This is a genomic window from Stenotrophomonas sp. YJH_SMC_20 (genome assembly GCF_059367845.1).
Genome location: NZ_JCAFRG010000008.1, coordinates 180,737 through 198,293 on the forward strand (window position 1 = coordinate 180,737; position 17,557 = coordinate 198,293).

The window sequence follows — 17,557 nt, forward strand, 5'->3', positions numbered from 1 at the left end:
CCAGTGTACCGGGCTGGCTCAGCGGGCCAGCTGTCGGCGCAGGTTCTCCCGAGCGGCCGCATCCAGCCGTTGGTGGAAGAAGTCACTGAGGAAAATCCGCGGCGCCCGCAGCAGGCCCTGCAGGAACCGACGGCGGCCGGCGCGGTACAGGAAGCCCGGCACCACGCCCTTGTATTCGTCGGCCACGCCACGGTCATAGGCGGCAAACACCGGCTCCGGCGCGGCCAGGATCGCCATGTCGCAGTCCAGGAACAGCGCCGCCTCGGCATCCACATCCTGCGGACCCAGCTCACCATGGCGGGCGGTCAGCAGGATCAACTGCCCGACGCGTGCGGCATCCACTGCGGCCAGCTCCGGTGCCTGTGCGATCGCGTGCAGGGCCAGCTGCGCAGAACGGGCCTCGTTGTCCTTGCGCCCCGCGTGGTAGATCGCATCGTGGTAGAGCACGGCCAGATAGATCTCGGCCGGCTGGGTCCAGCCAGGGCCGTCGGCCACCTCCTGGCAGTGCTGCAGCACGGCGCGTACATGGCCGAAGTGGTGGTAGGCCCGTGGCGGCGTTGCATAGCTGTCCTGCAGCGCCTGCCACTGCGCCGGGGCAAGCGTCAGCGGTGAGAAGTCCATGCCCGGATCATCCCGCCTGTGCCGGCGCCGGGCAAGCTGGCGGTTTTTTCACCACGCACTCACAACGCTTGCCGGGCGGGGCCCGGAGCCAGTTGTCCACAGCTTTGTCGAGCGCTGGTCCACATCGGTTGTGGATGACCGCGGCGCCGACCAACGGTCGCTGCAGCCTGACATCCATGGGAATACACTCGCCACAGGCGGGAGCGCCCGCCGCTGCCGGGAACCGTCATGTACCGTTCTGCCGCCCATTGCCTCACCCTTTCGCTGCTGGCCTTCTGTGCTCCTGCCTTCGGCGCAGGCCAGGCACCGCCCGCCGATGTGGTGACGACCCCGACCATCACCGTGTCAGCCGTACGCGTGCCGACCCCGGAAGAAGTGTTCGCCATTCCCGCAGACCTGCGTGCGATGCTCCAGAAGCAGGTGATCCAGCGCAGCTACTCCCGCGACCAGCGGTTGCAGGCGCTCGTGGAGATGATCTTCGGCCAGCACGGGCTGAACCTGCAGTACGACGCCAATGCGACCTACACCGTCAGCGATATCTGGCAGCACCGCCGCGCCAACTGCCTGGCCTTCACCCTGCTGTTCGTGACGCTTGCGCGGGAGGCGGGCATCCAGGCGCGCGTGCAGGAAGTGGGGCAGGTAGTGTCCTGGTACCAGGACCAGGACGCGGGCGTGGTCTACAGCGTCGGCCACGTCAACGCCGGTGTCGACGTCGGCGGGCGTTTCGGTACCGTCGATCTGGATCGCAACGTGCTCTATGACCGCCGTGGGCCGGTTCCGGTCAGCCGTGCGCGGGCATTGGCGCATTTCTACAACAACCGGGGTGCGGAGCGCCTCGCCGACGGCGACTTCGGCGGCGCGCGTGCGTTCTTCGACGCTTCCCTGGGCCAGGACAGCGGGTTCGCTCCGGTGTGGAACAACCTCGGCGTACTCGCCCACCGCGAAGGCAACACCGAGGCGGCGCGGCAGGCGCTGGACCGATCGCTGCAGCTGGACGGCCGCCAGGATGCCGCACTGACCAATGCCTCTGCGCTGTTCCGCAGCCTGGGCTTGACCGCACAGGCGCAGTCACTTGAGCGCCGGCTGAAGTCGGTGCAGCGCGAAGACCCGTTCGCGCAGTACATGTTCGGCGCCAAGGCCGAACGCGCCGGCCAACTGGACGAGGCGATCCGCCATTACCGGCAGGCCGTGCGCCTGTACGACACCGCGCATCAGTTCCACTTCGGGCTGGCACGCGCCTATTTCCTGGCTGGCCAGCTCAAGCGCGCCGATCGTGAACTGCTGCGTGCACGGGAACTGGGGGGCGCGCCGGAGCAGGCGCGCTACCAGGCCAAGCTGGACAGCCTGGCCCGCTGGCGCGCGCAGCAGCAGGCCAGGCGCTGAAGGCGATCAGGCCTTCTTGAGGAAGCAGGTCTTCAGGACCAGGCCCTTGATCTTGTCCGAGTTGCCTTCGATGTGCTCGGCATCATCTTCGACCAGGCGGATGTTGCGGATCACGGTGCCCTGCTTGAGCGGGATCGAGGAGCCCTTCACTTTCAGGTCCTTGATTACGGTGACGGTGTCGCCGGCCTGCAGGGTATTGCCGTTGCTGTCACGCACGACCAGGGTGGAGCCCGCGCTTTCTTCGGGGGTCCATTCGAAGCCGCAGTCGGCGCAGATCCAGAGCGCACCATCGGCGTAGGTGTTTTCCAGGGTGCACTGCGGGCAGGCGGGGGCAGAAGACATCAGCAAGTACCTCAAAGTGAATCAACAGCCGCCATTGTAACCGCCTGGCTTCCCTGCCCCTTTTCCAGGCAGGCCCCGGGCTGCGCACCTGGCCCGACACACAACGGCACGCCCCCGGAACTTGCAGTCGGCGGCGAACTGCAGCAGAGTGCGCGGCCCCTGATCGACCCCGGAACTTCCCATGCGCCTCGGCATCGACTTCGGTACCAGCAACTCCGCCGCCGCCATCGTGCATGAGGGAAAGCTGCTGCCGATCCGCTTCGGCGACGCCGAACAGTTCCGCACCAGCGTGTACTTCCCCGGCGTGGTGCCCGACCCGGATGACTTCCAGCTCGATGATGGGCAGGAACACCAGCTGCAGCAGATGATCGACAGCGCTGCGCGCGCGGCCCGCGCCGCCGGCCAGGAACGCACGCCACAGGCACTGCGCCGCGAAGCCCTGCGCGCACTGCGACGGGAGTGGATGGAAGCGCGCGCCGGCAAGGAACGCAGCGCCAGCGACCTGCTGCAGAACGCGGTCTATGGCGATGACGCGCTGGAAGCCTATTTCGAGGAACACGAAGGCAACCTGGTGCAGAGCCCGAAGTCGATGCTCGGCTACAACCTGCACCCGCGCGCCAAGCAGACCATCACCGGCATCGCCGCGCACATCCTCGAGCACATCCGCCTGACTGCCAGCGCCCAGCTCGGCCAGCCGCTGCGTGCCGCCCTGCTCGGCCGCCCGGTGCAGTTCCGCAGCTCGATCGGCGCGGCCGGCAACGACCAGGCGCTGGACATCCTGCGCGAGGCCGCCACCCAGGCCGGCTTCGACCAGATCGATTTCCTCGAGGAACCGGCCGCGGCGGCCATGCATTACCACGCCGAAAGCCGCGAGCGGCACCAGGCGGTGATCGTCGACATCGGTGGCGGTACCACCGACATCGCGCATGCCGAAGTCGGCGGCGATGCTGCGCCACGCATCCACCGCGCGTGGGGTATTGCCCGCGGCGGTACCGACATCGACCTGGCGCTGAGCCTGTCCAGCTACATGCCGCTGTTCGGCCGCGGCATCACCCGCGTGCCCGCCCACCACTACGTGGAAGCGGCCACGGTGCAGGACATGACCCGCCAGCGTGACTTCCGCCAGCACAAATACGATCACGTCGACGATCCGTGGCGCGCGCGCCTGCAGGCCCTGCAGGACACCGGCAATACCGCCCGCCTGTACCGCGATGTGGAACGCGCGAAGATCGCCCTCAGTGCCGCCAGCGAGCACCGCAGCACGCTGGACTACATTGCCCGCGACCTGCATGCCGACAGCAGCGCCGCCGGCCTGGCCGCTGCCGCTCACGGCTACCTGGAACAGATCCGGGAGCTGCTGGCCCAGGTCCGCAGCGACATTGGCGGCGACCCGGATGCGGTGTTCCTGACCGGCGGCATGTCCCGCGCCGGCTACCTGCGCCAGGCCGTGGCCGAGGCCTTCCCGGGCGCCCGCATGGTCCACGGCGAGCCCTCGCTGGGCGTGGTCCAGGGCCTGGCACTGGCGGCAGCCAGCCCGGATTAACAAAAATGTTACGCGGTCTAAGTTACTCTTGGTCGGCTAGAACCCCGCTGCACCTTCCACTGGCCACGCCGGTGTGTGTCCACGGTGCAGCCTGGCCCGCCTGCGGGCCTAGCGGCCATGCCTTCCTGGCTCGTTCATGGTCCGCGCAGCACCTGAGCCGCCATCGAGACCCGCTTTGGGCACCCGCCAGGCCCCTGTGGCCTTACAACCTGACGCAGCACCTGCACCCATCGACTGCCGCCGTTGTGACGCGGTCTGTTGTCGGCTGCCCGTGCTGCTGCAGCCCGGCGACCACGTGCCTGGCCAGTTCCTGTCACGCGACTCCCACGGCCGTGCCGTGATGGCGCGCAACGAGGAAGGCTGGTGCGCGGCGATCGATCCCTATCACCTGCGCTGCACGATCTATTCGCAGCGCCCGGCGATCTGCCGCCAGTTTTCGATGGGCGGCGATGACTGCCGCCGCGAGCGGCAGGACTACCTGCGCCAGGCTGATGCCTGGTCGCTTTCCTCCCCTTCCACCTGACAGGAGCAACCATGCCCCGCAAGGCAAAGACCCCCGCGAAGGCCAGCAACAGCATCCGCAGCGAACGCAAGGGCGCGGCCGCCAGCACCGTGGTCAGCAGCGATTCGATCGCTTCGGACCTGGCAGCGTTCCGCAAGGCCGGTGGCAAGATCGAAGTCCTCGGCACCACCTGGGCGCTGAAGAAAGCCAGCTGACCCAGCACCGACCGCGGCGGCGCTGCCGCCGCGGCCTGCCGGACCGCGCTCAGCGATCCAGGCGTACCCTCACACTGCCCGAGTGCGACTGGATGCGGATGTCTCCATCACCGCCGCCCAGACGCGTGTCGAGATGGCTGCCCGGCCCATAGCGCGGCCGCTCCACCTGCCCGGCATCGCTGTTGATCGAGCCGCTGAAGCTGTTCACCGACAGCTGTGCCGACACCGTGCGCGGCAGGCTCAGCGTGACCGGGGCACTGACCGATTCGACATTGATGCGGCCACCGGGCGCCAACCCGGCTGCTGCCAGATCGATGCTGCCCGAGACGGTCTCCACCGCCAACCGCTGCACGCGTCCGGCTTCCACCGCAACCCGGCCGGATACCGTCTGCGCACCGATATCACCGGACACGCCGCCGCCGGCCTCGATCCGGCCACTGACCGTATTTACGTCCAGCTTCGGCGTCTGCAGGCGTGCGCTGACACTGCCACTGACCGTGTTGAGTTTGCTGTCGCCGCTGCGGCCAGCCGCGCTGAGGCTGCCGCTGACGGTGTCGGCCTGCAGCCGTCGCACGTCGATGCCACTGATGTCCTGGCTGGCGCTGACCGTGCTCAACAGCAGTTCCACCGAGCGCGGCACGTTCAGCACCAGCGTCGCGCCACCATTGTTGCTGCGGCGCGGGTATTCAATCTCCCAGCGCACCCGGTTGGCGCTCTTTTCCTGGCGCAGCTGCAGGCCATCGCTGAGCGTGCCGGTGAGTTGCACATCATTGCGGTCCCAGCCACGCACGGTCACCTTGCCGGCCACGTTGCTCAGTTCGATGCGACCGCCCGCAGCCAAGGTGTGGCGCTCGTCGATGCGGGTGTCGGCCAGCGCCACGGCAGGGGACAGCAGCAGTGCGACACAGCAGGAAATCAGGGTTCGGGTCATGGGGGTCTCCTCAGGTCGTCAGGCCGGACTCGGCGGCATAGGCCGCCTGCCGGGTCAGTTCCAGCCGCAGCGCATAGGTGCGCTTGAGCTGGCCAAGCAGGTGCGGCGCGCGCGGGTCCTGCGCCAGTGCGGCACGGATCTGCGCCGCGCTTTCATCCAGTTCGTGCAGGGCCGGCTGCCATTCCGGCGCGCGCCCATCGGGCAGCGAGGCCACGGCCTGCTGGTACTGCTCGGTCATCGCAGCCGCCTGCAACTGCAGCGTGGACGGCACCGGTGTATCCGGCTGCGCGTGCCACCAAGGGGCCACCGCGTAGATCGCCAGGCTGGCAGCCAGGGCAGCGCCGGCCGGCAACCACCAGCGGCGCCGCGAACGCGTTGCCAGGGCCACCACGCTGCCCGTTGGCGCAGGTGCTGCCTGTGGTTCACGCGGCGGCAGCCGGGCAGACAGGCGTGCCCAACCATCAGTGGGCACTTCGCGCTCATTCGGCAGCGCACGCAGCCGGGCCAGCAGGTCGTGATCGAAATCGTGTTCGTGCGTACTCATGTCATGTCTCCCAGCCGTGCGCGCAACAGGCCGCGCGCACGATGCAGCTGTGCCTTGGAACTGCCGATGGCCATCTGCAGCTGCTCGGCGATTTCCTGGTGTTTCCAGCCTTCGATGTCGTGCAGCACCAGTACCGCACGCGCCCGTGGTGGCAGTGTCGACAGCGCGCGCTCCAGGTCGCGCTCGGTGCCGGCGCAGCGGTCACGCACCGCCAGTTCCTGCAGGCCCCCGTCGACGTCGTCCAGACTGTCGTGATCCTGCCCGCCCGCCCGGCCACGCAGCTCCATGAGCGCGGCGTTGACGCCCAGCCGATGCAGCCAGGTCGACAGGCTGCTCTCGAAGCGGAACCCCGGCAGCGCTTTCCAGGCCTGCAGGAAGGCCTCCTGCAGCGCATCCTCGGCACGTGCCTGCTGGCCGCCACACAACCGCCACAGCACAGCGAATACACGCGGCGCGTGACGCCGGTACAGCAGTTCGTAGGCAGCAGTGTCTCCCGCAGCGGCCGCCCGCACCAGGGCGGGTTCGTCGACGGGGTCGTTGGCGGCAGGCAGCGCTGGCATGGTGGTGTCGAGCATATCGCTTGGATGCGGCGGCCCGGAAAAAGGTTTAGAGGTGATCGGCGATCAGGGACATGCAACCTTTTCGACGATGGCTGCATCCATGAAAGGTCTTCGAGAAAACACCTCCGGGAGTCCAGTCATGTCCAGCCCCGCCTGCGCCGCCGTGCTGGTGATCGCCGCCTGCGTCGTGCTGCAGGCATTGGGCCTGTCCCTGCAGCTGCGCACGGACAGTGGCCGCGCCTGCCTGCAGCAGCATCGCCAGGAACTGGTGTGCCTGGCCTGGGCACCGGCAGTCGAATCCACGGCAGGCGCCGGGTAACATCAAGGGCCGTTATTGCCACCTGTTGTCGCGCCATGATGTTGTCGCTGAAGGATCATCTCCCCGCCTGGACCCACCCCTGGCTGCATGACGTGGGTATCGCCGTGAAGATCCTGCTGACCCTGCTGGCCGCGTGGCTGCTGCGGGTGCTGGCACGGCGCCTCATCCGGCGTTTCGCCGAGCACTACACACTGCCACCGGAGATGGCGATGGGCGCCCGGCGGATCACCAGTTTCGTGGTCTATTTCAGCGCCCTGCTGTACATCCTCAGCCTGCTGGGCGCGTCGCCTTCGGTACTGTGGACGGCGTTCACCGGCTTTGCCGCCGTGGGTGCGGTGGCCTTTTTCGCGGCGTGGAGCGTGCTCTCCAACATCTTCTGCACGCTGCTGATCTTCACCACGCGCCCGTTCCGCCTGCATGACTACATCGAGGTGCTGGAGAACGGCGAGAAGCCGGGCCTGAAGGGCCGGGTGATCGATGTGAACCTGATCTACACCACGCTGCAGGAAACCGGCGACGGCCACGAGGGCACGGTGCTGCAGTTGCCGAACAACCTGTTCTTCCAGCGCACCGTGCGCCGCTGGCGCGACCCGGCACAGGCGCCTGGCGGCATCCAGGGCGACGGCTGAGGGTGGGGTTTTCGGCAGGGCTGCGCCCTGCACCTGCTCGGAGCAACGGCAACGGCAAAAGCATGCTATCCGTGGGATGGCGGGGTGGGTCCGGTTGAGGGGGACGCTGCAAGTACGTCCATGTAAGCTCGGTCGCCGCATCCATGCGGCTCACGCCCCCTCAACCGGACCCACCCCGCCTTCGACAGATTTCCGCGAGCTGTCCGTTCTTCTGTAGAGCCGAGCCATGCTCGGCTCAAATCATTCCGATATCGAAATTTTCGATTTCAATGGAAATTTATCCACGCACGGCGGGATGTACCCGATCGCGGAAATCTGTCGGAGGTGGGGCGGTGTCGGAGTGCGGGGTGTCAGCCGCATGGATGCGGCTGCCAAGCCTACAAGGACGTACTTGCGGCGTCCCCGCACTCTGACACCGCCCCGCCACCCCACGGAATGCCAGCTTTTGCTGTTGCTGCTGCCTTGGCTTGAAGGCTTCGGCGGGTGCAGGGTGCAGCCCTGCCCAACAACCTTTACCTCAACTGGCTGTCCTTGCTGCCACGCCGGTTGTAGCCGGCATGCGCCTGCTCTTCGTCATCCCGCGCCTGCTGGCACGCAACGCACAGCCGCACACCAGGCACGGCCTGGCGCCGCGCCAACGGAATCGGCGCGTCGCATTCCTCACAGTGTTCCAGACCGGGTCCCTCGCGCAGCTGGCGCCGCGCGCGGGCGATCGCATCATCAACGGTGGCGTCGATCTGGTCCTGGACCGCGCCGTCTCCCGCCCAACCGGTGGCCATGGCCGTCCTCCGCAGGTGTGTCGCCTGATATGGGGACGATACACCCCGGTAAAAGGAATGCCTTCCTGTAGCGCCGAGCCATGCTCGGCGGGGCTTCAGCAAGCTGAGTGGAACGCGCACGGGTTCGATCAATCCGATTGCGACTTAATCCCCTCCGTCCCCTTTTTGTTTACCAGATCAGGTCGTCCGGTACCTGGAACTGCGCGTAGTAGGCGTCGTCCTCGGCGTTGCCGGTGGAGATCTCGGCGGTCGAGCCCGGCTGGCCGTGGTCGACGATGATCGCTTCGGGCGCGCGTTCACGCACCTTTTCGGCGGCAGCACGCGGCAACACGGCGTAACCGTCACCATGGGCAACGATGACCAGAACGCCCACCGACAGCGCCTTGCGCAGCTTGGGGTCGATCAGCAGGGTGCGGATCGCCGTGCCATCGCTGAAGCGGTACTCGTCATCGCCCTTGTGGGGCACGGCATGGGCCGCGATGATCTGCTTCGCCTGCGCCTTCTGTTCAGCTTGCCTGGCCTGGGCATTGCGCTCGGCGGCCAGCGCGCGGTCGCGCTCGACCTTCTCGGCGCGGGCACGCTCAGCCTCGCGCTGGACCTCGGCCGACGTCGATTCGGCCTTGCCCTGCCGGGCCTTGGCCTGCGCGCTCGCGGCGGCGCTGGCCTGCGACTTCTTGGCCAGGCCGGCCTTGAGCAATTGTTCCTGCAGCGCGTTGGGCTTTGCCATGGTCGATGTGTACCGCGTGTAATCTTGGATGTCCCCATTCTACCGACGCCCCGCCACCCCTGCATGGCAGTCCTGAAGTACCTCACCGGCTATCCCGAACCCCTGGTCGCCCAGGTCAGCGACCTGCTGGCACAGGGCAAGCTCGGCCCATGGCTGCAGCAGCGCTACCCCGACCCGCACACCGTGCGCAGCGACCGCCAGCTGTACGACTACACGCAGGAGCTGAAGGACCGCTACCTGCGCAAGTCGGTGCCGCTCAACAAGGTCTGCTACGACAACACGCTGGAAGTGATCAAGCACGCGCTGGGTACCCATACCGCCATCTCGCGCGTTCACGGCGGCCGCCTCAAGGCCAGCCGCGAGACCCGCATCGCCACCGTGTTCCGCCAGGCACCGGCAGCGTTCCTGCGCATGATCGTGGTGCATGAGCTGGCCCACCTGAAGGAAGCCGACCACAACAAGGCCTTCTATCAGCTGTGCCAGCACATGGAGCCGGATTACCTGCAGCTGGAATTCGATACCCGCCTGTACCTGACCGAGCTGGCCAACCGCGGCCAGCGCTGACCGGCCGCAGCAGCTACACTGCGCGCCCACTGCCCGACCTGCCTGCCATGGAACCGATCCGTCTCGACAAACGCCTGTCCGCCCTGCTCGGCATCCCGCGCGGCGAAGCGCGGCGCTACATCGAAGGCGGCTGGGTCACGGTCAATGGCGAGGTGGTGGAACAGCCGCAGCGTCCGGTCGATGACAGCGCGGTGATCGTGGTGGCCGAGCAGGCCAGCGATGAAAAGGCCGAGCGGGTCAGCATGCTGCTGCACAAACCGGCTGGCGTTGCCGCCGAAACCCTGTGCGCGCTGGTCAGCAGTGACAGCCGCAGCGAGCTGGACGCCAGCGACATCCGTCCGCTGCAGCGCCACTTCCACGGACTGCAGCTGGCGGCCGCCCTTCCGGCCAGCGACAGCGGCCTGGTGGTGGTCAGCCAGGACCCGGCCACGCTGGCCCATCTTCAGCGCAACCTGGGACGCACCGAGCAGGAATACCTGATCGAGGTCGCCGAAGGCGGCCCCGAGCGTGGCCCATGGCTGCTGGCGCGCCTGCAGCAGGAATCCGGCGGTGCCAAGGTCAGCTGGCAGAGCGAGCAGCGCCTGCGCTTCGCGGGCAAGGGCCTGACCGCCAAGGGCCTGCGCGTGGCGGTCACCGCGGCCGGCCTGCAGGTGACGGCCGTGCGTCGGCTGCGTATTGGCCGCGTGGCACTGGGACCGCTGCCTGCGGGGCAGTGGCGTTACCTGGGCAGCGACGAGCGGTTCTGACAGGGAAGTCCCTGTCATCCACGCATGGCGTGGATCTTCTGCGATGCACCGTCTGCCTTTGATCCACGCGTGGCGTGGATCTACCATCGGCGCATGAGCCTGCCCAAGCCCCTGTGGCGACGTCTGCTTCGCGTTGCTGCAATCATCCTCGCCACACTGGTGCTGCTGGTCCTGTCCGGGCTGCTGCTGGCCGACCATCTCACCCCGCAGGCACGGGGCACGCCCTCGCACGTGCTGCCGCTGCAGCCGGCACAGACGCGGATCGACCGGCAGATCGTTCCGTTGCAGGAGGCCCATCCCGGCCAGTCCGGCGTGGCCTTCCTCAGCGATGGCATGGATGCCTTCGCCGCGCGCGCGATGATCACCACCCACGCCGGGCGCAGCCTGGACCTGCAGTACTACATCTGGCACGACGACCTGATCGGCCACCTGATGGCCAAGGCGTTGTACGACGCCGCCGAACGCGGCGTGCGCGTGCGCATCCTGCTCGACGACATGAACGCCAAGGACAAGGACGCCCTGATGATGGCGCTGGACCGGCACCCCAACATTGAAATCCGCCTCTACAACCCGTTCCGCAACCGGACCGGCCTGCTGCGCATGGTGGAGATGGTGCAACGGTTCTTCAGCGTGAACCACCGCATGCACAACAAGAGCTGGATTGCCGACGGCCGCGTCGCGATCGTCGGCGGCCGCAACATCGGCGAGGAATACTTCAGCGCGCGCACCGATGTGAACTTCCAGGACCTGGACCTGCTGGTCGCCGGCCCTGCCGTGGAGCAGGCCAGCCGGATCTTCGACGACTACTGGAACAGCGAGGCCGCCATTCCGGTATCGGCGCTTGCCTTCCATACCGATGCCCAGCTGCGCCTGCTGATACGCGAATCGGACCATGAGGCCCAGCGTGACGTGGCCCAGCCCTACCTTGCGCGCGTGGCCGAATCGCGCAGACGGCAGCGCCCGAGTCCCGAGCCATTGCGCTGGAGCCGTGCAGTGCGCATCGTCTCGGACCCGCCGATGAAGCACCGCGACGATGATCGCGGCGCGTGGCTGGTTTCGACGCTGACCAGCGAGCTGCAGGCCGCCCGGCACAAGGCCCTGTTGATCTCGCCCTACTTCGTGCCCGGCAACGAGGGCCTGGATGGCTTTTCGGCCATGGCCCGGCGGGGCGTGCAGGTCGGCGTGGTCACCAACTCACTGGCTGCCAATGACGTCGCCGCGGTGCACGGCGGCTACATGGGCTACCGCGTGCCGTTGCTCGAAGCCGGCGTCCACCTGTATGAGCTGAAGGCACAAGGGCAGTCCGGCGATGCGGGCGTGTTCGGCAGCAGCGGCGCCAGCCTGCACACCAAGGCGTTCCTGGTCGATGACCGCCGCGGCTTCGTCGGCTCATTCAACCTCGATCCGCGCTCGGCCTACCTGAACACTGAAATGGGTGTGCTGTTCGACGATCCGTTGCTGGGTGCACAGCTGCGCGGCGAGTACCTGCGCCTGGCGGATCCCAGGCACAGCTGGTGGCTGGCGCTGGACGACCGTCGCCGGTTGCGCTGGCTGGAGCGCGAACCACCACCGCACTGGGCGGAGGAAGAGCCAGGGGCAACGGCGCGCAAACGCTGGTTGTCGCGGGTGATCAGCTGGCTACCGCTGGAATCGCAGCTGTAACGCTCAGCGCCCCGGATCGGTGGCTTCCTGCCCGGCATCATCCAGCGTTTCCACGCTGCGCCCATGCAGTCGCCGCCAGATCCAGCGCAATGCATGCGGCGGTGCCGAAGGCAGCTGTTCCAGCAGGGCCAGCATGCGGCTCTGGCTGGCATGCCCATGGCGGCACAGCAGGCTGGCCGCCGCAGCGGCGCTGGCCAGGCGCAGGCTGTCGGCCAGCGGGCCCTCGGCCTCCGGCAACAGCGCCTGATGCACCGGCTCGGGCAGCTCCCAGGCAGCCGCCACCCGTTGTGCCAGCGGTAACGACCACTGCTGAAGCAGCTGCAGTGCCAGCGCCGGCTCCACGGTTTCACCACGTGCCTGGGCTTCCTGCAGCAGCTGGCGCATCACCAGCGCCGCGCCCAGGCCCTGCACCAGGCCCAGCCACTGCGCGGCGAAAGCATCACCGAAGGTAACCGTGCGTGCGTGGTCTGCAGCCGCGCGCGAGGCCAGCAGTGCGTGCTCCCAGATGATCGTGCTGAACTGCGGGAACGCATCGCACTGCATCTGCATCACCGGCTGTACCAGTACCGCGCTGATGATCTGCCGAACGCCTTCGGTACCGACCAGGGTCACCGCCCGCTGCAGGCTTTCCACGGGCCGCTCGTGCACCTTGTAGGCGGGGCTGTTGGCGATGCGCAGCAGGTTGCCGGTCAGCACCGGGTCCTGGCCGATGATCGCGGCCATCACCCGCGCGGAGGCGGCATCGTCGTTGACGGTCTGGATCAGCTGCGGCAGCAGCTGCGGACGGCGCGGCAACTGCCGGGTAGCCCAGTCGCGGTCCTGCAGCGCGCGTGCCACCGCTTCCCCCAACGCCGGATCCTGTACAGGCGCCGGCTCACCGGCCAGTCGTGGGTACAACGCCAACGCGTGCAGGCCGCGCTGCAGATGTGCGGCGATCTCCGCAGACGGCAGGGCCTCACCCTGCAGGCTCGCAGCCGCTGCCGCCACTGCCTGTCGCGATACCGCCGCCAAGCGGGACGGCGCAGCCCCGGTCGAGCGCGCCAGCCAACCGCGCAGTGATCGCCACCAGGCCGCTGTCATCGCCGCCTGCCCTGTCGTTGTGGTGCCCTTGCCGTCACTGACCGCCTGCCTCTTCACGCGAATCCGGCCACCCGCCGTCGTCGCAGCATCGGCCGCACTTTCATCTTCTTTAACCGGAAGGCATGCGATGTCGACGGCACCGGCCGGGGGAATGGACTAGAATGGCGCCGCGCGACCCGTCCCCCTGCACCGACGACGTCGCTTTTTTTGTTTTGGGACCCTACCGTTCACTGGCCGTTCGCTGCAGTTCGCCGCTGATCGCGCCATCGGAGACGCCATGCTATTCGAAACCCTCGCCACCACCGGCCACGAACAGGTGGTGTTCTGCCACAACCACGACGCCGGCCTGAAGGCGATCATCGCCATCCACAACACCACCCTTGGCCCGGCCCTGGGCGGCGTGCGCATGCGTCCTTACGCCAGCACCGACGAGGCGCTGGCCGATGCGCTGCGCCTGAGCCGGACGATGACCTACAAGAATGCACTGGCCGGCCTCAACGTCGGTGGCGGCAAGGCGGTGATCATCGGCGACCCCAAAGCGGACAAGACCGAAGTGCTGTTCCGTGCCTTCGGCCGCTACGTCGATTCGCTGGGCGGACGCTACATCACCGCCGAGGACGTCGGCACCGATGTCAACGACATGGAGAACATCTACCTGGAGAGCCAGTTCGTGACCGGTGTGCACCAGGTCCATGGCGGCTCCGGCGATCCGGCCCCGTTCACCGCCTACGGCGCGCTTCAGGCGTTGATGGCGTCGATGCGCTTCAAGTTCGGCCATGAGGAAGTGGGCAAGACCAGCATCGCGGTGCAGGGCCTGGGTCACATCGGGATGGAACTGGTGAAGCTGCTGCGTGACCGCGGTGCCAAGCTGTATGTCACCGACCTGGACAGCGCGCTGGTTGACCGCGCGGTCAGCGACTTCGGCGCTGAAGCGGTCAAGCCGGACGAGATCCATGAAGTGAATGCCGATGTGTTCGCACCGTGTGCGCTGGAAGGCGCGATCAACGCCGACACCCTGCCGCGGATCAAGGCAAAGATCATCTGCGGCACCGCCAACAACCAGTTGTCGAGCCTGGAAATCGGCGACGAACTGCATGCGCGCGGCATCCTGTATGCGCCGGACTATGCGGTCAATGCTGGTGGCGTGATGAACGTGTCGCTGGAGATCGACGGCTACAACCGCGAACGCGCGATGCGCCTGATCCGCAGCATCTATCACAACCTCACCCGCATCTTCGAACTGTCACAGCGCGAGAACATCGCGCCGCAGCGAGCGGCCGACCGCATCGCCGAAAGCCGCATCCTGTCGATCGGCAAATTGAAGATGCCGCTGGGCCGCAGCACCCCGCGCCTGGGCAACCTGCGCGGCGGCTGAGCGCGTCGATGTCGCGCCGGGGCTGGCGTCCCGGCGCGACTGTCACTCAGAACCCGGTGCTGTAGCGCAACGCCGCCTGGCGCGCGCCCTCGCCCCCGACGCGCTGGTCGAAGCCCAGGCTCAGGCGGCCACTGCGACCCCACCACGATTCCAGCGCCATGCCGATCAGCGCGCTGCCGCGCGGCGCATTCCAGCCCGCCAGTGGTGCCCAGGCATCGACGCCGACGAAACTGGCCTGCCACGCCGCATCGGCACCCTCGAGCCGCTGCTGCCACTCGGCATGCCCGCGCAGGGTCCAGCGCCCCCAGCCACGCTCGCCGCGGATGCCGGCCAGCATCTGGCTGCGCTGCACGCGGTTGGCATCGCCACGCAGGCCGAAGCCGAACCCGCCCAGTTCGTTGAACGCATCGGTATCCACGCGCGTGGTGCTGGCGCCCAGATACGGTGTCAACGAGGCACCCGCGCGGCCGAAGCGATAGCCGCCTTCGACACTGGCACTGCTGAAGCGCCCGCCATAGCGGGCCGAAACACCGTAACTACCCGCGCCCAGCAGCAGTTGGCGATCCAGCGCCCGGGTGAACTGCCCGCTGCCGATCTGGGCCAGCGCATAGCCCCGGCCCAGATTCCAGCCCGCGTAAAGCTGTGCCTGCGCCTGGCGATCACGCCCGCGATCGCCGCCGAAGCTGCTGCCACCGTTGCTGCGGGTCTCGCCGAAGGCCACACCCATCAGCCCGGTGCTGCCCAGCGGCAGGTCCTGGCCGGCCATCCAACCGCGGCTGTCGGCGGCGTTGCCGGCAAAGCTGCCCTGCCCGGCCTGGCCGAGCGCACTCTGCCAGGCCCCGCGCAGGCGCGGCGCCGCCTGCACGCGATCAAAGCGCTCTGCGATGGCACGGCGTGACATGTCGATGCTGTCGAAGGTGGCCGCTTCGGCCCGCGCGTGCGCCTGCCCGGACAGGCTCTGCAGACTAGCCTCGAGGCCGTTGCTGCCACCGCCGGTCCACTGCAGGGCGCCGGCCGCTGCACCAAAGGCCGATCCCTGCAGCCCTGCGTTTTTGTCGAGTGCTGCGAATGCACCTTCCAGGCGCTGTGCTGCCGCCTGGGCGGACGCCCCCAGGCCGCTGGCCGCTGCGGTGACGCTGACCTGGGTCAGGTTCAACCAGGCGTTGTTGCTGTCGTAGCCGTAACTGCTCTGCAGCAACGACAGCCCCTGCAGGCCACTGGAGGTAGCCGGCGTACTGAAGGTGCCACTGAGTCCGCCTGCCGCGTGGATCAGGTCCTGGCGGCTGCCGTTCTGCGGCACGTAGCCGGAAACGAAGCCATGCACGCGCACGCCACCGTCGATCGCGGCATTGCCGGTGACCTGCAGCGCATTGGCGCCCAGTGCGATCATCAGCTGTGCACCGGCCTGCTGGGTGTAGTTGCCCTCGATCGTGCCGGTGGTGTTGCCGGTGGTGAGGAACACGCTGCTGCCGTTGACCACATTGCCGATCACGCGGGGCGTGCCGCCATTGAACTGCAGGCCGGTCGAATCCGGATCGGACTGGCCGAGGATGGTCACATTGGAACGGACCACACCACCGTTCTGCAGCGACAGGATGCCGCGCTCGATGCGGGTGGCGCCGGTGTAACTGTTGTTGCCGGCCAGCACCAGGGTGCCCCCGCCCTGCTTGACCAGGCCGCCGCTGCCGACGATATCGTTGCGCCACGCCGAGCCGGTCGAAGCAAGATCCACGTTGGCGACCACATCCCCCCAGTCGAAGCGACCCGGACCGTTGATCGCACGACCGATGTCGAGCAGGCCGTAGCCGAACACCGGATCCACGCCCGGGGCGCCGATGTCCTTGGCAGTGCCCAGCAGGGTCTGCCGCACCAGGTCGTTGCTGAAATACGGATAGCGCTGCCAGACCAGCGCAGCGGCGCCGGACACCAGCGGCGCCGCGAATGACGTGCCGTAGTTCCAGTAGTAGCTGCCCCCGTTTGCATCGGGATAGACCGCGCTGCCCGGCGCTGCCAGGCAGTAGCGCGCGGCCTGGCCGCAGCCATTGGCGTAGCTGGCCAACGTGCCCGGTGCATAGGGATCCACCGCGGTCGCCACCAGCCAGCCGCGCTCCAGATCTGCCGCCGGCAGCGAGCCGGCAACGCCCAGCTGGCTGGGCAGCGCGGCCAGGCTGCTCGGTTCACTGCGGCCGTCATTGCCCGCTGCGAACACCACCAGCCCGCCGTGGTTGACCACGAAGGGGCGATACTCGGCGGCCACCTGCGCGGTGGTCGGCAGGTCGGTCCAGTACAGGCCGCCCCACGAGTTGTTCATCACCTTTACGTTGTAGCTGATCAGGTCCTGGTGCACCTGGGCCACGCCCAGCGGTCCGCTGAAGGAATTGCCCTTGCCGCTGCCATCGTCGGCGGGCGGCTTGTCGGCGATGATCCGCGCCGAAACGATCTGCGCACCAGGGGCGATGCCGCCTGGCCAGGACCCAACCGGCGCGCCGGCAGCCAGGCTGGCTACCGCCGTGCCGTGGCCCACCACGTCGTCCACCTGCAGGTTGTTGCGCGACGGATCGATGTAGTTGAGGTTGGCCACCACCCGCCCGTTCAGTGCCACCGCGTCGCGCTGCACACCCGAATCGACGATACCGATGCGCACGTTCTGGCCGCTCAGGCCGGCGGCCTGTGCGGCACGCGCATTGGTGACCGACAGATGCGCGTCGAAGGCCGGCTCCTGCGGTTTTGCCGGCGGCGGCGGCGTCGGTGGCGGGGTCGTGGGTGGCGGCGGTGGTGGCGGTGTGTCAATGCGCACGTTGCCGCCCCCGCCACCTCCGCCACAGGCTGTCAGCGCCAGTGCCAGCGCGGTTGCCAGGGCAGATTTCACCGTCGTCGTGCGTTCCATCGATTCCTTCCCATGAACATTGGCCCGTCGTTGTCCCGGCAGGCATGCGGCGCCGTCCAGCGGCGGCCCTCCCCGACCCTCTATACTTGGGCCGACCCCCACGCAGTCTGCCGGGAAACCGGGGCGCTTCCAACGGCCCACGGTCTCC

19 protein-coding genes are annotated in these 17,557 nt (G+C 67.9%); 10 read left to right on the forward strand and 9 right to left on the reverse strand.

The window, feature by feature from the left end:
• Positions 1 to 18 precede the first annotated feature (18 nt).
• Complete coding sequence (locus AC5P6A_RS14875; RefSeq protein ID WP_171952926.1) at positions 19 to 621, reverse strand: HD domain-containing protein; 603 nt, start codon at positions 619 to 621, stop codon at positions 19 to 21.
• 228 nt (positions 622 to 849) lie between these two features.
• Between AC5P6A_RS14875 and AC5P6A_RS14880 the strand changes: the two genes are divergently transcribed.
• On the forward strand, positions 850 to 2,004 hold the full coding sequence (locus tag AC5P6A_RS14880; RefSeq protein WP_495222332.1) for a tetratricopeptide repeat protein: 1,155 nt from the start codon (positions 850 to 852) through the stop codon (positions 2,002 to 2,004).
• A 6-nt stretch (positions 2,005 to 2,010) separates the two neighbouring features.
• On the opposite strand, the gene AC5P6A_RS14885 is transcribed toward AC5P6A_RS14880, so the two are convergent.
• Positions 2,011 to 2,346, reverse strand: coding sequence for a zinc ribbon domain-containing protein YjdM (locus tag AC5P6A_RS14885; protein WP_021204683.1), 336 nt, complete (start codon positions 2,344 to 2,346; stop codon positions 2,011 to 2,013).
• A 181-nt stretch (positions 2,347 to 2,527) separates the two neighbouring features.
• On the opposite strand from AC5P6A_RS14885, the gene AC5P6A_RS14890 reads away from it, so the two are divergent.
• The 3 genes from AC5P6A_RS14890 (at position 2,528) to AC5P6A_RS14900 (ending at position 4,606) form a co-directional block, all read left to right on the forward strand.
• Complete coding sequence (locus AC5P6A_RS14890) at positions 2,528 to 3,889, forward strand: Hsp70 family protein (RefSeq protein ID WP_019662134.1); 1,362 nt, start codon at positions 2,528 to 2,530, stop codon at positions 3,887 to 3,889.
• 229 nt (positions 3,890 to 4,118) lie between these two features.
• Positions 4,119 to 4,412, forward strand: coding sequence for a YkgJ family cysteine cluster protein (locus AC5P6A_RS14895; protein WP_080112561.1), 294 nt, complete (start codon positions 4,119 to 4,121; stop codon positions 4,410 to 4,412).
• 11 nt (positions 4,413 to 4,423) lie between these two features.
• Positions 4,424 to 4,606: a hypothetical protein gene (locus tag AC5P6A_RS14900; protein ID WP_005410566.1), complete on the forward strand. Its 183-nt coding sequence runs from the start codon at positions 4,424 to 4,426 to the stop codon at positions 4,604 to 4,606.
• 49 nt (positions 4,607 to 4,655) lie between these two features.
• Here the strand turns inward: AC5P6A_RS14900 and AC5P6A_RS14905 are convergent, their stop codons facing one another.
• Genes AC5P6A_RS14905 through AC5P6A_RS14915 form a run of 3 tightly spaced genes read right to left on the reverse strand, consistent with a single transcriptional unit; the run spans position 4,656 to position 6,656 of the window.
• The gene (locus AC5P6A_RS14905) at positions 4,656 to 5,537 is read right to left on the reverse strand and encodes a DUF4097 family beta strand repeat-containing protein (protein WP_019662136.1); all 882 of its coding nucleotides are present in this window, start codon (positions 5,535 to 5,537) and stop codon (positions 4,656 to 4,658) included.
• Positions 5,538 to 5,547: 10 nt separating this feature from the next.
• Complete coding sequence (locus tag AC5P6A_RS14910; RefSeq protein ID WP_111098031.1) at positions 5,548 to 6,081, reverse strand: hypothetical protein; 534 nt, start codon at positions 6,079 to 6,081, stop codon at positions 5,548 to 5,550.
• Entirely contained in the window at positions 6,078 to 6,656 is a 579-nt protein-coding gene (locus AC5P6A_RS14915) for an RNA polymerase sigma factor (RefSeq protein WP_155029927.1), read from the reverse strand. The genes AC5P6A_RS14910 and AC5P6A_RS14915 overlap by 4 nt, the downstream gene beginning before the upstream one ends.
• Before the next feature lie 124 nt (positions 6,657 to 6,780).
• Here AC5P6A_RS14915 and AC5P6A_RS14920 point away from each other — a divergent pair, with 124 nt between their 5' ends.
• Together AC5P6A_RS14920 and AC5P6A_RS14925 are read left to right on the forward strand one after the other, a co-directional pair.
• On the forward strand, positions 6,781 to 6,960 hold the full coding sequence (locus tag AC5P6A_RS14920) for a hypothetical protein (RefSeq protein WP_019662139.1): 180 nt from the start codon (positions 6,781 to 6,783) through the stop codon (positions 6,958 to 6,960).
• Positions 6,961 to 6,995: 35 nt separating this feature from the next.
• Positions 6,996 to 7,589 (forward strand): mechanosensitive ion channel domain-containing protein, encoded by a 594-nt coding sequence (locus tag AC5P6A_RS14925; RefSeq protein ID WP_019662140.1) that lies wholly within the window; start codon positions 6,996 to 6,998, stop codon positions 7,587 to 7,589.
• Between the two features lie 512 nt (positions 7,590 to 8,101).
• Here AC5P6A_RS14925 and AC5P6A_RS14930 read toward each other — a convergent pair.
• The gene (locus AC5P6A_RS14930) at positions 8,102 to 8,368 is read right to left on the reverse strand and encodes a DksA/TraR family C4-type zinc finger protein (RefSeq protein ID WP_019662141.1); all 267 of its coding nucleotides are present in this window, start codon (positions 8,366 to 8,368) and stop codon (positions 8,102 to 8,104) included.
• A gap of 169 nt (positions 8,369 to 8,537) precedes the next feature.
• Positions 8,538 to 9,095, reverse strand: a complete 558-nt coding sequence (locus AC5P6A_RS14935) for a DUF2058 domain-containing protein (RefSeq protein WP_155029928.1) — start codon at positions 9,093 to 9,095, stop codon at positions 8,538 to 8,540.
• A gap of 63 nt (positions 9,096 to 9,158) precedes the next feature.
• On the opposite strand from AC5P6A_RS14935, the gene AC5P6A_RS14940 reads away from it, so the two are divergent.
• From AC5P6A_RS14940 to AC5P6A_RS14950, 3 genes are all read left to right on the forward strand, one after another.
• Positions 9,159 to 9,659 (forward strand): M48 metallopeptidase family protein, encoded by a 501-nt coding sequence (locus tag AC5P6A_RS14940; protein ID WP_495222333.1) that lies wholly within the window; start codon positions 9,159 to 9,161, stop codon positions 9,657 to 9,659.
• 47 nt (positions 9,660 to 9,706) lie between these two features.
• Complete coding sequence (locus AC5P6A_RS14945) at positions 9,707 to 10,405, forward strand: RNA pseudouridine synthase (RefSeq protein ID WP_019662144.1); 699 nt, start codon at positions 9,707 to 9,709, stop codon at positions 10,403 to 10,405.
• A 69-nt stretch (positions 10,406 to 10,474) separates the two neighbouring features.
• A complete protein-coding gene (locus AC5P6A_RS14950) occupies positions 10,475 to 12,067 on the forward strand; it encodes a phospholipase D family protein (protein WP_031270567.1) in 1,593 nt (530 codons plus the stop codon).
• Positions 12,068 to 12,070: 3 nt separating this feature from the next.
• Here AC5P6A_RS14950 and AC5P6A_RS14955 read toward each other — a convergent pair whose 3' ends face one another.
• Complete coding sequence (locus AC5P6A_RS14955) at positions 12,071 to 13,147, reverse strand: HDOD domain-containing protein (protein ID WP_019662146.1); 1,077 nt, start codon at positions 13,145 to 13,147, stop codon at positions 12,071 to 12,073.
• Between the two features lie 277 nt (positions 13,148 to 13,424).
• On the opposite strand from AC5P6A_RS14955, the gene AC5P6A_RS14960 reads away from it, so the two are divergent.
• A complete protein-coding gene (locus tag AC5P6A_RS14960) occupies positions 13,425 to 14,522 on the forward strand; it encodes a Glu/Leu/Phe/Val dehydrogenase dimerization domain-containing protein (RefSeq protein ID WP_019662147.1) in 1,098 nt (365 codons plus the stop codon).
• Positions 14,523 to 14,568: 46 nt separating this feature from the next.
• Here AC5P6A_RS14960 and AC5P6A_RS14965 read toward each other — a convergent pair whose 3' ends face one another.
• Positions 14,569 to 17,409: an autotransporter serine protease gene (locus AC5P6A_RS14965; protein ID WP_180877991.1), complete on the reverse strand. Its 2,841-nt coding sequence runs from the start codon at positions 17,407 to 17,409 to the stop codon at positions 14,569 to 14,571.
• Positions 17,410 to 17,557: the final 148 nt, after the last annotated feature.

What these genes read in the sequence shown, in the direction of transcription:
- AC5P6A_RS14875 (WP_171952926.1), bottom strand. Translation starts at nt 621, where the DNA reads ATGGACTTCTCACCGCTGACGCTTGCCCCGGCGCAGTGGCAGGCGCTG.
- AC5P6A_RS14880 (WP_495222332.1), top strand. Translation starts at nt 850, where the DNA reads ATGTACCGTTCTGCCGCCCATTGCCTCACCCTTTCGCTGCTGGCCTTC.
- AC5P6A_RS14885 (WP_021204683.1), bottom strand. Translation starts at nt 2,346, where the DNA reads ATGTCTTCTGCCCCCGCCTGCCCGCAGTGCACCCTGGAAAACACCTAC.
- AC5P6A_RS14890 (WP_019662134.1), top strand. Translation starts at nt 2,528, where the DNA reads ATGCGCCTCGGCATCGACTTCGGTACCAGCAACTCCGCCGCCGCCATC.
- AC5P6A_RS14900 (WP_005410566.1), top strand. Translation starts at nt 4,424, where the DNA reads ATGCCCCGCAAGGCAAAGACCCCCGCGAAGGCCAGCAACAGCATCCGC.
- AC5P6A_RS14905 (WP_019662136.1), bottom strand. Translation starts at nt 5,537, where the DNA reads ATGACCCGAACCCTGATTTCCTGCTGTGTCGCACTGCTGCTGTCCCCT.
- AC5P6A_RS14910 (WP_111098031.1), bottom strand. Translation starts at nt 6,081, where the DNA reads ATGAGTACGCACGAACACGATTTCGATCACGACCTGCTGGCCCGGCTG.
- AC5P6A_RS14915 (WP_155029927.1), bottom strand. Translation starts at nt 6,656, where the DNA reads ATGCTCGACACCACCATGCCAGCGCTGCCTGCCGCCAACGACCCCGTC.
- AC5P6A_RS14920 (WP_019662139.1), top strand. Translation starts at nt 6,781, where the DNA reads ATGTCCAGCCCCGCCTGCGCCGCCGTGCTGGTGATCGCCGCCTGCGTC.
- AC5P6A_RS14925 (WP_019662140.1), top strand. Translation starts at nt 6,996, where the DNA reads ATGATGTTGTCGCTGAAGGATCATCTCCCCGCCTGGACCCACCCCTGG.
- AC5P6A_RS14930 (WP_019662141.1), bottom strand. Translation starts at nt 8,368, where the DNA reads ATGGCCACCGGTTGGGCGGGAGACGGCGCGGTCCAGGACCAGATCGAC.
- AC5P6A_RS14935 (WP_155029928.1), bottom strand. Translation starts at nt 9,095, where the DNA reads ATGGCAAAGCCCAACGCGCTGCAGGAACAATTGCTCAAGGCCGGCCTG.
- AC5P6A_RS14940 (WP_495222333.1), top strand. Translation starts at nt 9,159, where the DNA reads ATGGCAGTCCTGAAGTACCTCACCGGCTATCCCGAACCCCTGGTCGCC.
- AC5P6A_RS14945 (WP_019662144.1), top strand. Translation starts at nt 9,707, where the DNA reads ATGGAACCGATCCGTCTCGACAAACGCCTGTCCGCCCTGCTCGGCATC.
- AC5P6A_RS14955 (WP_019662146.1), bottom strand. Translation starts at nt 13,147, where the DNA reads ATGACAGCGGCCTGGTGGCGATCACTGCGCGGTTGGCTGGCGCGCTCG.
- AC5P6A_RS14960 (WP_019662147.1), top strand. Translation starts at nt 13,425, where the DNA reads ATGCTATTCGAAACCCTCGCCACCACCGGCCACGAACAGGTGGTGTTC.
- AC5P6A_RS14965 (WP_180877991.1), bottom strand. Translation starts at nt 17,409, where the DNA reads ATGGAACGCACGACGACGGTGAAATCTGCCCTGGCAACCGCGCTGGCA.